Consider the following 13,244-nt stretch of genomic DNA (forward strand, 5'->3'; position numbering starts at 1 on the left):
AACACGGTAGAACCAACGATTACTTTGGGAGGAAATCATGGGAGAGAAAACCATCAGCCGCCGCAGCTTTCTGGCAGGACTCACCGCAACGGGAGCCCTTGCCGCAACCGGTGCACTCGCAGGATGCGCCCCGAGCGCTTCGGGCGAGACGGGCTCAACGGGAAAGACCGACGCCGGCGCATCCGCATCGTGGCGCGACAAGCCCGAACCTATCACCGACATTGCAGAAACGCTTGAGGCCGACATCGTCGTCGTCGGCGCCGGCAACGGCGGGCTCGTCGCCGCAACCACCGCCGCGCAAGAAGGCGCGAAGGTCATCGTAATCGAGAAGGGCGGCGATATCGCGATGGCGCGCGAGGCCATCGGTGCACTCAACTCGAACCTCGAACCCGATCACTACGAAGACCCCGCCAAGCTCATGAACCATGCCAACATGACGCAGTCCGGCGATGCGAACATGCTCATGTACAAGACCTGGGCGGAAAAATCCGGCGAGATGATCGAGTGGATGAAAGAGACGCTCGAACCCAAGGGAATGCTCTTCCCGTTCGAGTGGCACTGCCCTTCGCCCGATGTCGCCCCCGAGGCGTACTACCCGGCCATGTGCTACAACCCCTGCCTCGACGAGTACAACCCCGACGGCCCCAACTACGGCGCTTACATGCACCTCGAGATGATGCGCGAGGTGTTCATGGAGCTCGGCGGCGAGATCCTGTTCACCTCGCCCGCCCAGCAGCTCGTCCAGGACGATGCGGGCAAAGTCACCGGCGTCATCGCCACTTCGAAGGATCGGGGCAACATCCAGGTGAACGCGAACAAGGGCGTCATCATCTGCACCGGCGGCTACGGGGCCAACGAGGAAATGCTCAAGGACCTCTGCCCTGTCGTATCGGAGTACTGCGTACTCGGCGACAGCGTAACCGNTGGCAGGACTCACCGCAACGGGAGCCCTTGCCGCAACCGGTGCACTCGCAGGATGCGCCCCGAGCGCTTCGGGCGAGACGGGCTCAACGGGAAAGACCGACGCCGGCGCATCCGCATCGTGGCGCGACAAGCCCGAACCTATCACCGACATTGCAGAAACGCTTGAGGCCGACATCGTCGTCGTCGGCGCCGGCAACGGCGGGCTCGTCGCCGCAACCACCGCCGCGCAAGAAGGCGCGAAGGTCATCGTAATCGAGAAGGGCGGCGATATCGCGATGGCGCGCGAGGCCATCGGTGCACTCAACTCGAACCTCGAACCCGATCACTACGAAGACCCCGCCAAGCTCATGAACCATGCCAACATGACGCAGTCCGGCGATGCGAACATGCTCATGTACAAGACCTGGGCGGAAAAATCCGGCGAGATGATCGAGTGGATGAAAGAGACGCTCGAACCCAAGGGAATGCTCTTCCCGTTCGAGTGGCACTGCCCTTCGCCCGATGTCGCCCCCGAGGCGTACTACCCGGCCATGTGCTACAACCCCTGCCTCGACGAGTACAACCCCGACGGCCCCAACTACGGCGCTTACATGCACCTCGAGATGATGCGCGAGGTGTTCATGGAGCTCGGCGGCGAGATCCTGTTCACCTCGCCCGCCCAGCAGCTCGTCCAGGACGATGCGGGCAAAGTCACCGGCGTCATCGCCACTTCGAAGGATCGGGGCAACATCCAGGTGAACGCGAACAAGGGCGTCATCATCTGCACCGGCGGCTACGGGGCCAACGAGGAAATGCTCAAGGACCTCTGCCCTGTCGTATCGGAGTACTGCGTACTCGGCGACAGCGTAACCGAAGAGGGCGACGGCATCCGGATGGCGCTTTGGGCAGGAGCCTATCTTGAGCAGGGCGGCTCGTGCATGATCTGGAACCGCGGCCTCATGAACGACGACACCGGGTTCGGGCGCCCGTGGCAAGGGCAGATCTTTTTGCCGGGAAGCCAGCCGTTCCTCCACGTCAATGCCAACGGCGAGCGCTTCATGAACGAGGACCAGTGCTACCCGATGAGCTATTCGGGCGGCCTCAACCAGCCCGGCCACTTCTCGTGGGAAATCTGGGACGCGAGCTACTGGGACGACATCGTGCAGTTCGACACCTGCGGCTGCTCGCGTCTTGCCCCCGCGCCTTCGGGCACCGCGTTCAACGCCGACGTGTACGACTGCGAAGCCATGAGCAAAGAGCACCTCGACAGCTTCTGGTTCGCTCCCAACCTTGAGAGCGGCGCCATCAAGAAGGCCGACACGCTCGAGGAGCTCGCAAGCGCTATGGGCTTCGACGCCGACAAGACCGCCGCATTCGTCGCATCAGTCGAACGCTACAACGAGCTGGTTGCAGCCGGAAAAGACGAGGACTTCGGCAAGGAGCCGTTCCGCATGAGCGCGGTCGACGAGCCTCCCTATTACGCAGCGCGCATCGCCGGCGAGCTGCTCGTCACCACCCATGGCGTCGTGACCGACACGAACAGCCAGCCGCTGCGCGAGGACGGCACCGTGATCGAGAATCTCTACGTCTGCGGCAACGACCAAGGCGGATTCTATCCCCACAACTACCCGAGCAACTTCACCGGCATCAACGCCGGACGCGTGGCCACGTTCGCCCGCATCGCAGCCAAGCATGCGCTCGGCGCATCGTAGAAATCGAAGCAACGCGCTGCACACCGAAAGGGCTCCCGTCGGAGCCCTTTCTTTTCGAGCAGAGCGGTTGCGGGAAGCCGGTGCGCCGGCGTCAACCGCGCACGGTGCGCAAGCCGGTACGCCTTCGAGCGCCGCCCCGCAACCGCCTCAGTGGACCAGATCGATCAGCTCTTGTCGCGAATGGACCCCGAGCTTCGCGTAGATGTGCTTCGCATGGGTCGCCGCCGTCTCCTTCGATATGACGAGCGCATCGCGCACATAGGGTATGGACCTTCCACGCGCGAGCAGCTCGAACACCTCGGTTTCGCGAGGCGTCAGCTCGAAGTGCACCGCTAGTTCGCGGATTCGGTCGGCGAGTTCCGCGCCCGAATGCTCCCGACCGTCCACCTCGTCGGATCGGGCCGCCGGGGCGTCCGCGGAACCGTCACGCGAGCCCCCCTGATCAAACGCAAAGCTTTTGGTGTCGTTCAGCACGAACATGGTAACCACCACGAGCACCGCAATCGACACCGCTGCCACCTGCACCACAGAAAGGCTGCCGTCGCCGAGAGGTTCGGTCAGCCCCGCATACAGCAGAACGCCGAGAAAATCGCCGAGGTGGACGAAGATCCAGCCGAGACCGTACGACTGCACCGCCGTCGCCTTTCCCGCCACCGCATACCGCGCGAAGTACAGCTGGGTTATCACGCAGAATGCGAAGCGCGCAGCAATGGATACCAGAAACGCCCAGTATCCTCCAAAGCCCGTACCGAACAGGATCAACGCCACGAACCCCATCACGAGCGCAGGGCACATCCATCGGTAGAGAAACGCGATCGAGATGCGTCGGGGACCCACCGTCGAAGCGAACGAGACGACGGCCATGAACGCGATGCTCGCGAGCAGCACCGCCTGGAATTCGGGGGCATGCTTGTCGGGAGCCGGCCAGAACGTTCCGAGCAAACACACGAACAGACACGCCACCAGTATGCCGAGCCCTGCCCTGCCCATCGAAGCGAGCACGCTCACAAGGCTCTGCTTGGCGAGGTTGCGCGCATCGTCGTACGCCTTTTGCTCCGAAGCTCCCGAATGCTCCGCAGTGGCCGCTCCGCCCACATCTTTCCAGGAGAGATAGAAGCACAGCCCCGAAAGAAGCGGCAGCGAGGTCACGAACGCAAGCGCGATCCAGCCGTCCATCGCCGATACGAGCAGCACGAGCAGGGCCGAGAAGATCGCCGACGCAGGAGCGAGGAACTCGCCGTCCTCCTGGGAAACGCGAGCGTAGTACTCGCCCCACATCACCCACATGAACCCGCTGCCGAACCCGGTGAGTACAGCACCGAAAACGAACAGAGCAACCGTAAGCGCGACATCTCCCGTAATACCGAACAGAAGCGGGGTCGAAAGCGCCGTCGCAACAGGCGCGACGAAGAAGAGGGATGGATGCTCGGTCGGAGACCCGAACCGCTTTTCGCCGAGCACGATGGCGACGAGCATGACAACCGACATGAACACGGGAAACCCGGTGAAGAACAAGAGCTCGAACGACCCGTACGCCCCGAGCCACACGCCGAGCTTGCCCGTATACCCCTCGACCACCTCGGTGTAGAACACGCAGAACACCCAGGCGAGCAAGAAAGACCAGCCGAACCGCCGAAGCGGCGTGAAGCGCGCAACCATGCGCGCGATGCCCTGCTCTTGTCGGTTGCCACTGCTCACTGCATCAATCGGCTTTCTTCGCCTGCCCGCTTTACCGGGCGCCCGTACTCGATCGATCCATTATAGCCGCAATCGGATAACCTCATCCCGAAACCTCTAGTGCTGTAAAGTGTGCGAATACTCGAAGCGACGGGCTCCGCATCACCGCAATGGGCCTTCGGTACCGCTCTGTTGCGCCCGCTTTTCCTCGATAGCGTCGATGAGCTCCTGATGCGAGTGAATGCCGAGCTTGCGATATATGTTGAGCATGTGGCTTTTCACCGTGTGATTCGATATGACAAGCGTCTTCTCGATCGATGCGGCATTGCGCCCCTTGGCGAGAAGTTCGAACACCTCCCGCTCGCGCCGCGTTAAGCCGTACTGCTCGGCTACAGCGTCGCACGCGCTGCGCCACGTGCCTCCCCTACCGTGAAGCTCCCCTTCCGAACCGTCGATGCCCTTCAGCTCGTGAGCCGTCCAGCGCCGGTCGGAGCTCAAGCCGTACACCGTCACGATCACGATGGCAAGAACGGCCCCGATCGTGAGGCCGTTCAAATCCGATCCGACCAAGCCGGCTTGCACGAGCAGCCAGCCCACGCCTGCACCTGCTGCAAACAGAAGCGCGAACAGAAGCGCGACCCCCTGCGCCGTCCACCGGGGAAGGGCGAACGCTTCGGACAGATCGAGAGCCATGCGGATGAGCGCATAGGAGAACAATCCGGCTCCGAACGCGAGCACACCGAGCGATGCTTCGGGCATGCCCGGCTGCAGCAAAAAGAGAAAGCCGGCGACGACGGCGACGAGCGAAAAGCGTGTGATGACATCGAGGCCTCGTGCGGCGGTGCCGAACAAGCGGATGCCCCACACGGCCACTCCGGCAATGGCCAGGCCGCAGCCGAACCCCCAGCCCCCGAGCACCGATGCGAGCCACGGCGCATGCGCAGCGTAGAGCAGTCCGAGCGCAACGCCGTATACAGCCGCATACGCAATGAGATACGCCAACGGCTTAGCCAGAATGCCGGGAGGATATCCCTGCTCAGCCTGCTGCTCGCCATCGCCTTCGCACCCGCCTCCGCTTCGCCCACGCGCAAGCCGAAACTGCGAAGCCGCGCATAAGCCGACACTCAGCGCCACATACGCGATGCATACCCAAAGCCGCGCAGAGACCGGCACCGTCAATCCGACGACGCTCGCCATCCCAGCGACAATAGCGCCGACAGGAGCCGTTTGATCGAGGTAGGCAACCGTATGCGCGCGGAGTACCGAAAGCCATGCCACGGAAGCCGCAACCGCAAAAACCAGCGCGATAGCCACAGCCGGATCCAAACCGCCGATGGCGTCGAACAGCGCAACAACGCATGCTCCGAGCGCCAAGCCCGTGCCTGCCGCGACAGGAAGCGATGCGCGGATCTCCGAAACAAGATTTTTGGCGGATTCATGGACCATAACGATATTCTCACACCCCCGGCCGTTTGAAACCAGTGTAGCATCATCCGCCTCCGCACGCGCGAATGACCCGCGACATTGCATGCCCCGAAGCTGGGGAAACGCAAAGATCACACCACAAGGCTGAGACAAGTTCCCCCGATTCCCCCTTGCTCGGTTGAGTCGCTTTTCCCCTATTCGGCCAACAATGAACCTACGGCGAAGCACTTTGCCAACCATGACGAGAAGGAGGTTCATATGGAGACGAAACGAACCCGCACCGTCTGTACGGGGTGCCACCAACGATGCGGCGCCATCGTGTATTCGGAGGAAAACAGGATCGTCAGGATCGAGGGCGATCCGAATAATCCCGTTTCGAAGGGCGCGTTCTGCGGCAGCGGCGTCACGCAGCGGTTCATCCACGAGGACAAGAACAGGGTCACGCACCCGCTCAAGCGCATAGGGAAACGCGGCGAGGGCAAATGGGAGCAGATTTCCTGGGACGAAGCGCTCGATATGCTCGCATCAAACGTGAAACGCATCCGAGAAGCATACGGCCCGGAATCAATCATCGTATCGCAGGGGACGAGCCGCACGTCCAACGATTGGGGCCAGCGCCTCAAGAGCACGATTGGAAACAAGGGTTGGAGCCTTTCGCCTCTGCACGTATGCCTTATCCCCAACATCATGCCCCATGCGCTCACGCTCGGCGCGGGGCAAATGCAAGGGGCGGATGTCGCCCATGCCAAGACGATCGTCCTGTGGGGTATCAGCCCGATCGTCATGCTGTCCGAAGTAAAAGAGATGCTGCGCAACCGCGACGAAAACGGAGCCAAGATCATCGCCATCGACCCTCGCTTCAACGACCTCGCCATGGAGGCGGATCTGTTCTTACAGGTGCGACCGGGAACCGACGGCGCCCTTGCACTCGGCCTTATGCACGTGATCATCGAAGAATGCCTCTACGATAAGGAGTTCATCGCCAACTGGACGTATGGCTTCGACGAGCTGGCACAGATGGTCGAAGAGTGGACGCCCGAGAAAACGGAAGAGGTGACCTGGGTCCCGGCCGAAAAGATCGTTGAAGCAGCCCGTATGATGGGCGGAGAAAAGCCCACGACGTTCTACCCCATGCTCGGCCCTGGATGCATGCATTCGAACGCCGTGCAGAGCGGCCGCGCGCTCACCTGCCTCGTCGGCCTCTGCGGCCCGGTCGATGTAGCAGGGGGATTCATGTTCGCACCCGGTCCGATATCGAACCCCGAGCTCACGCTTATTCCGGCCGATTGGAATTTCAACGCGCCCGAAGCAAAGCTCATCGGCAGCCAGAAGTATCCCGCTTTCGCCGCGTTCGGCAATTCGAACGTGCCCTACGATACGTTCGATGCGGTCGTAACCGAAGAACCGTGGCCCATCAAGATGATGGTATTCGTTGCCAACGACGCGTTGAACTGCTACGAAGCTCCGCAGAAGGTCGCTGAGGCGCTCACCTCGCCCAACCTCGAGTTCATCGCAGTCAAAGATTTCTACCTGACGCCGACCGCACAGCTCGCCGACCTTGTGCTGCCCTCGTGCGACTGGTCCGAGCGCGACACCATCGACGAGGAAACGTTCAAAGGACGGCTGATCTCCTCGCCGCGCGCCGTCGACCCCCCGGGCGAATGCTGGGACGACTGGAAGTTCTACCTGGAATGGGGCAAGCGGCTCGACCCCGAGCTGTGGCCGTGGGACGACGAGAAGGACATGGTGCTCTGGCGCATCAAGACCTACCATGGCCTTGACCTCACCTGGGACGAATACGTTGACAAGGAGTACATCGACACGCCCGCATCGCTTTCAGGCAGGGAGTTCAAGAAGTACGAGAAAGGCATGCTTCGCCCCGATGGGCAACCCGGATTCATGACCCCGAGCGGCCGAATCGAATTCTACAGCACCACGATGACCGCGTTCGGCTACGAACCGTTGCCCGTGTACCACGAGCCGAAGGAAAGCCCGTACAGCCAGCCCGAAACCGCAAAGGACTTCCCGCTCATCCTCACGACCGGATTCCGCCTGTACAGCTTCTTCCACTCCGCATGGACCAACGTGCCCGGCCAGCGCGAACTCTATCCGTATCCTTTCGTAGTCATCAATCCCGAAGATGCGGCGCAGGCGGGCATCGTCGAGGGCGACTGGACCGAAATCAGTTCGCCGCGCGGCGCCATCAAGGCGAAGGCGCAGGTATCGCTTGAGGTCGCACCGGGCGTCGTAGCGCTTCCCCGCCCCGGATGGCGCAGCTCTTGCGACGAGCTCAACCTTCCCGGATACGACTGGAAAGACGTCTGCATCAACAACCTCATACCCGGCGGAGGCGATACGACCGATCCGAGCTTCGCAACCGCGCCGATGCGCTCGACTTTGTGCGCCATCAAGAAAATGGAGGCTTAGATGAATACTGAAAACATAGGGATGCTCGTGCGCGTTGACGCATGTCTCGGTTGCCAAGCTTGCCAAGTTGCCTGCCGAGAGGAAAACGGGTTCGGATACGACGAGCTGTGGATGGAGATGATCCGCAGAAAACCCCAGAAAGTGGCGGGAGAGCTGCGTAATTACCACGTAGGAGCTCCGCAACTCGACAAATGCGCGGCATGCACCGAGAAGAACCATCGTCCGCTGTGCGTAAGTGTCTGCCCCACCAAGTGCCTTTACGTGGGGAAAAAGGATGCACTGCTTGCCGTCATGGAAGGTCCCGGCCACTGGAACCTGCACGTATAACCGACTACGAAAGGAAGGGAAATGAAACCGAGTTTCGGGTTTGTCTTCACTTTGAGTTTGCTCATGTCGTTCGCCGTCGGCACCGTCATGACGTTCGCGATGGCTCTTAACAACGGACAGCCGCTCGAGCCGATCCTTGTTCTTACGCAGATGCTTGTTGCTACCGTGATCGGCTTGGTTGTCATGCTCGTCTTGCCGATTGCGCGCTTGGGCGAGAAATTCGCCGAATTCTTCGGTGCGGAGCGCTCAGGGCTTGCGTGGGGTCTGTTGCAATCGGTGGTCATTGCCACAGTGATGACGTTCTGCGTCTCGTTCGGCATGACGGCATTCGCAACAGGCTTCGGCACGATGCCCGACGGATCGACGTTCCTGATACGCTGGCTGGCTCCCATCGCCTCGATTTGGGGGATAGCGTACGTGGCAACCATCCTCGCGCTTCCGCTTGCAACGACGGTTGCGCAGAAGGTCGGGGGGAAGAAGCCACAAGCCGCTTAAATGCAGGAAGGGGCGAGGCCGCATCGACCTCGCCCCTCGCCTCGAAACTTCCGCTGCGTCGGTTGCTCGCGCCGAGCGCTACCCTTCGGCTTCCTGGCATGCCGCAAGCGTTTCGGTGTAATCGGCACGATACGCTTCGAGTTCCCTTTCGAGCCTCGAGAGCTCGTCGGTCGGCAGTACGGCTTTCGCCGCCTCGTCGATCGAGGAGAAGCCACCTGCCTTCAGCGCCTCGTCCGAAGCGGCCCGCTCGTTTTGCGCAGGCCCCACTTTGAAGCCGCGCATGGCGGCAAAGTACAATCGGTCGCGTTCATAGAGCTCGACCTCTTCTTCGGGCTTGCCCGCAGCGCGGGCCTGCTCTGCCAGCGCAAGAGCTTCAGCTGCATGCGCTTCGAGTTCGTCGAGCTCTGTGCGAACGATGCGGTAGCGGCGATCGGCTTCAACCGCCTCGCGGGCGCACGTTGCCTTCGCCACCCGTGCGCCGAGCTCTTCCATGCGAGGCAGCGCGTCGCAGAGCGCCTCGAGGTGCTCGAACATCTCGTCGATCGAGCGCTCGCGCGCATGCGCATCGGGAGTACTGACGGTTCCGGTAGTCACAAGCACCTCCTCGCTTCGTCCGTACGACCTAGATTTCCTCGTACACGCCCGCAAGCTGCTCGCCGAGGCACTTGCCCTCGACCAGGCACCTGCCGTGGCTGTTGCCCTGCACGTTGATCGGATAGTCGTAGGCGTAGATGTCGCCCGCGCAGTTGCCGATAGCGTAGAGCCCGGAGACGGGTTGGTTGTCGGCGGTGAGCACCTCGAAATTATCTGAGATGTGGATGCCGCCGCACACGCCGAGCAGGCCGGGGCCGACTTTGCAGGCGTAGAAGGGGCCCTGCTTGATCGGGTAGAGGTAGTGGGATTCCTTGTAGAAATCGGTATCCTCGCCCGCTTCGCACAGCGCATTGTAGCGCTCGATGGTTGCAAGGGCAACGTCGGCGGGAACGTCGAGCTGCGCGACGAGCTCCTCGATGGTATCGGCTTTCTTGTAGTTGTCGGGATTGTCGGTCACGCCCTTCTCGACACCCTCGGCATGCGATTTCGAAGCGTCCTCGTAGGTGGAGCCCACGGGACGGAAGCTATCCCAGAACATGCCGCCGCCGTACTGGAGGCTGTCGGTGTTGTCGGCCTCGAAGTTGGCATCGAAGATCGACCAGGCATGGTCGTAGCCGCCGTTGACCATGACGCCGACGCACTTGCCCTGCACCCACGTAGCCTCGTTCATGAAGCGGTTGCCATCGGGATTGACGAAGAGGAAGGGACCGTGGTAGGTGGCTGCAGCCTGCGGATGCATCATCGTCGGCCACGGGCCGTCCTGGAACGCACCGCCTGCCCACGCCGCCATGTTGTGGCCGTCGCCCACGTTGCCGCGGTCGGAGCACAGACGCGTCATGACCTTCAAGCCAATGGGAGCGAACGCCTCGAGGTACTCGTCGTTGTAGCTGATGTCGCCCGTAGCGAGCACGACGCCCTTCGAGGCGTTGTACTGCACGTACTTCCCTTCGGAGTTCTCGCAGATGGCGCCTTTGACCGCGCCCGACTCGTCCTGCACGAGCTGAACGGCCGGCATCTCGAACACGAACTCCGCATTGCCGGTCTCCTCGGCCTTCTTCATGAACAGGTACTCGATGTAGTTGGCGATGTTGATGATGTCGGACGTGGTCTCGCCGCCGTAGATCATGTGGTAGCAATCGATTTCGGGGTGCACGGCGCTGCGCGATCCCACGGTCACCATGCAGCTGCAGCCGTCGGACTCCGCCACATCGAGCAGCCAGTTCATGCAGCGCTCGGACTCGCGGAACCACTTGGCCACGAGCGATTCGCGGCAACGGTTGCCGCAGGTGGAAACCCAGCGCTCCATCTCGATCGGCTTGTCGATGGTGATGCCGAGCTTGTCGAGCTCGCGTGAGCCGACCGCACCCGTGCCGCCGACGCCGTGGCCGTTGAGCACGGTGTCCTTCTCGACGAGAACAACCTTGGTACCGTTCTCGGCCGCGTTAAGCGCGCAACAGGTACCGGAGTAGCCGCCGCCGATCACCAACACTTCGGTATCGACGGTCTCGGCGATATCGGTGATGGGTTCGGGTTTGATCTCCCAGGTATGCTTCGCCGAAGCCGCATCTCCCGACGCATCGCTGCCCGAGCTCGAAGCGTTGCCTTCTCCCGACGCTGCGGGGCTGCATCCCACGACGCCGAGTGCCGCAACGCCCGCCGCAGAGAGCGCCGCTCCCTTGAGCAGATCGCGCCGCGAGATGCCTGATTTCGTTTCGCTCATGTGATTCCCTCCTAAAGAATAGGTTTGCCCGGCTCCTGCTACGTGATCCCGAGCTCATGCCCGGCGACCTTGGAACCGTGACCCGATAGTAGGAAAAGGGAGATGAAACCGCACCCCATAAAACAGGTTGTTTTTGCGTTGTGCCTCGTCAAGTGCTTTTCCGTTGTCTTTTCAACGCACAGCGAAGACGGGTCTAAAACCATGTCAGGGGAATCGCAGGAATGGGTGAACGAGGTTTCACTCGCCGTTCATCAAGTCGATGAGCTGCTGCTTCGAGTGAACACCGAACTTTCGGTATATGTTCTTGGCATGGCCTCGAACCGTATTCTCCGATATCAACAACTTCTTGGCGATGCCGGCGACGCTGTTGCCGCGCACGATGAGGGCGGCAACCTCCCGCTCGCGCTGGCTCAGCGGATCAACGAGGTCCATATCCCCGAACCGGCTCGCAAGCGATGCGATCCACGCTTCTTCGAGATCGGCGGCGCTCAATCCCGAGGTATCCGCTTGAGGCTTCCTCTCGCGATCCGTTGCAGGCCCGACCCTATGCGCCGCATCGTCGTCTGAGGCCTCGTCGCCGCGGCCTCGCTTACGCTGCCTCGTCCACGAAACAAGGAACATCGTGAGCGAAAGCACGTATACGCACATGAACAAGACGCTCACTACAAACGAAAGATCATGGGCGAACGCGGAACTCAAATGCGCACCGAGCAGATCTCCTATCACCATCGCCGCATACACCGGGCACAGGCCGAGCGCGTACACGTAGATCGACGGCATCGAGCGTTCGTTCGCATAGACGGCGCAGGTAACGATAAGCAGAAGGTTGACGATCTCGAACCCGAACATGAGCGTAGCCGAAAGCATCGGCGCGTATTCCATTCCGAATATCGTCGGGAGAAGGAATGCCCCCGTGATGAGCGGGAACAGAACCTGATAGGATCTGAGTACCTCGAACCCCTTTACCGAGAACAGTTCGATAAGCGCGATGACGAGCGCTGCGGCACCGAATCCGGCAAGAACGAAAATAAGCGTCGAAGAGCTCGCATCGCTCAGAATACTCGAAGCGAGCTTCCATACGAACCCGATCGAGCACACGCAGAACACGGGCTTCCAGAGATCTCGGACGGTGCCGCGCATATCCGTGCAGGACGAGCCTTCGGATGAACTCGGCTCGATTTCCGCAATCGCTTTGTACAGGGTAACCGAAGCCAGAACCGGAAAAACGGCGATGGAGCACACGATCGTTCCGCCAAGCGGAAGCGGCTGCATGATAAAGCATAGTATCGCCGAGGCAACCGCCGAAAGCGGAATGTAGATCGCGGTGCGCGAAGCGCCTTCCGAGGTGAAGAACGCCTGCCACAACCCAAAAAACATGCCACTCGCCAAACCGATAAACGCTCCGGATGAAAGCACGAAAGGGAGCCTCGGGACATCGAGGTAAAACCCCGTATAGAACAGAGAGGCACCCACAGCGAGCAGGAGGCCCGCAGCGAAAGCGACGCGCGGACCGAACTGCTCCCTTCCCCTCGCGCGAACGATCGCCACCAAAGCGAGGACCGCACCGATGGTGCAGAGCAGGTTGAGCGTTTTGAACGCGAGCATCTCCTCGGCCGTTGCGGTTGAAGGATAGAGAAGAGCCGAAAACGTGGTCGCCCACAGAAACGCAAAGCCGACATGATGCCAACGCAGAGTTTTAGCTATCGCCTTTGCCTTCGAGAAGGACAATCGAATTCCTCAGCTCATCGTATCCACGCGGCGGCATCGCCGCACGCGCCTCCTTACGCGATCGCATCGCGCTCCCATAGCAGTGCCAGCATTCTACCATCGTTTGGGAAAGCGCGGGCGGGCGACGAAACGGCCCATCGGCTGCGGTGCGACCTCGCGGCACCGAGGAAAGCGCATCTTCTGCTTGGCTCACGTGAAGGACATCGGCAAGCGGTGGAGTCCGAATCCGTCCCCGA

Annotated in this window: 9 protein-coding genes and 1 pseudogene; 5 read left to right on the plus strand and 5 right to left on the minus strand. The window is 61.3% G+C overall.

Features of this window, described 5'->3' with window-relative positions:
* Window positions 1-37: 37 nt before the first annotated feature.
* Both C1722_RS09400 and C1722_RS09405 read left to right on the plus strand, forming a co-directional pair.
* Window positions 38-871 (plus strand): annotated as a pseudogene (locus C1722_RS09400) (FAD-binding protein); the annotation flags it as partial.
* Window positions 872-923: 52 nt separating this feature from the next.
* On the plus strand, window positions 924-2,615 hold the full coding sequence (locus tag C1722_RS09405) for an FAD-dependent oxidoreductase (RefSeq protein WP_219724310.1): 1,692 nt from the start codon (window positions 924-926) through the stop codon (window positions 2,613-2,615).
* Between the two features lie 147 nt (window positions 2,616-2,762).
* On the opposite strand, the gene C1722_RS09410 is transcribed toward C1722_RS09405, so the two are convergent.
* Window positions 2,763-4,313, minus strand: a complete 1,551-nt coding sequence (locus C1722_RS09410; protein ID WP_244902515.1) for a response regulator transcription factor — start codon at window positions 4,311-4,313, stop codon at window positions 2,763-2,765.
* A 141-nt stretch (window positions 4,314-4,454) separates the two neighbouring features.
* Entirely contained in the window at window positions 4,455-5,738 is a 1,284-nt protein-coding gene (locus C1722_RS09415; protein WP_180995114.1) for a helix-turn-helix domain-containing protein, read from the minus strand.
* 237 nt (window positions 5,739-5,975) lie between these two features.
* On the opposite strand from C1722_RS09415, the gene C1722_RS09420 reads away from it, so the two are divergent.
* Genes C1722_RS09420 through C1722_RS09430 form a run of 3 tightly spaced genes read left to right on the plus strand, consistent with a single transcriptional unit; the run spans window position 5,976 to window position 8,966 of the window.
* A complete protein-coding gene (locus C1722_RS09420; protein ID WP_102379002.1) occupies window positions 5,976-8,144 on the plus strand; it encodes a molybdopterin-containing oxidoreductase family protein in 2,169 nt (722 codons plus the stop codon).
* Window positions 8,145-8,471: a 4Fe-4S dicluster domain-containing protein gene (locus C1722_RS09425; protein WP_102379003.1), complete on the plus strand. Its 327-nt coding sequence runs from the start codon at window positions 8,145-8,147 to the stop codon at window positions 8,469-8,471. It abuts the gene before it with no gap.
* Between the two features lie 21 nt (window positions 8,472-8,492).
* Window positions 8,493-8,966, plus strand: a complete 474-nt coding sequence (locus tag C1722_RS09430) for a DUF2798 domain-containing protein (RefSeq protein WP_102379004.1) — start codon at window positions 8,493-8,495, stop codon at window positions 8,964-8,966.
* 78 nt (window positions 8,967-9,044) lie between these two features.
* Here C1722_RS09430 and C1722_RS09435 read toward each other — a convergent pair whose 3' ends face one another.
* The 3 genes from C1722_RS09435 to C1722_RS09445 all read right to left on the minus strand — a co-directional run bounded on the left by C1722_RS09435 (window position 9,045) and on the right by C1722_RS09445 (window position 13,008).
* The gene (locus tag C1722_RS09435) at window positions 9,045-9,560 is read right to left on the minus strand and encodes a hypothetical protein (RefSeq protein WP_102379005.1); all 516 of its coding nucleotides are present in this window, start codon (window positions 9,558-9,560) and stop codon (window positions 9,045-9,047) included.
* Window positions 9,561-9,588: 28 nt separating this feature from the next.
* Window positions 9,589-11,280: an FAD-dependent oxidoreductase gene (locus C1722_RS09440; RefSeq protein ID WP_102379006.1), complete on the minus strand. Its 1,692-nt coding sequence runs from the start codon at window positions 11,278-11,280 to the stop codon at window positions 9,589-9,591.
* Window positions 11,281-11,517: 237 nt separating this feature from the next.
* Complete coding sequence (locus C1722_RS09445) at window positions 11,518-13,008, minus strand: helix-turn-helix transcriptional regulator (protein ID WP_102379007.1); 1,491 nt, start codon at window positions 13,006-13,008, stop codon at window positions 11,518-11,520.
* Between the last annotated feature and the right edge of the window lie 236 nt (window positions 13,009-13,244).

The sequence above is a fragment of the Raoultibacter timonensis genome (assembly GCF_900240215.1).
Classification (GTDB): Bacteria; Actinomycetota; Coriobacteriia; order Coriobacteriales; family Eggerthellaceae; genus Raoultibacter; species Raoultibacter timonensis.

Bases quoted from the DNA above. Each gene is read 5' to 3' on its own strand.
- C1722_RS09415 (WP_180995114.1), bottom strand. From the start codon at position 5,738: ATGGTCCATGAATCCGCCAAAAATCTTGTTTCGGAGATCCGCGCATCG.
- C1722_RS09420 (WP_102379002.1), top strand. From the start codon at position 5,976: ATGGAGACGAAACGAACCCGCACCGTCTGTACGGGGTGCCACCAACGA.
- C1722_RS09425 (WP_102379003.1), top strand. From the start codon at position 8,145: ATGAATACTGAAAACATAGGGATGCTCGTGCGCGTTGACGCATGTCTC.
- C1722_RS09430 (WP_102379004.1), top strand. From the start codon at position 8,493: ATGAAACCGAGTTTCGGGTTTGTCTTCACTTTGAGTTTGCTCATGTCG.
- C1722_RS09440 (WP_102379006.1), bottom strand. From the start codon at position 11,280: ATGAGCGAAACGAAATCAGGCATCTCGCGGCGCGATCTGCTCAAGGGA.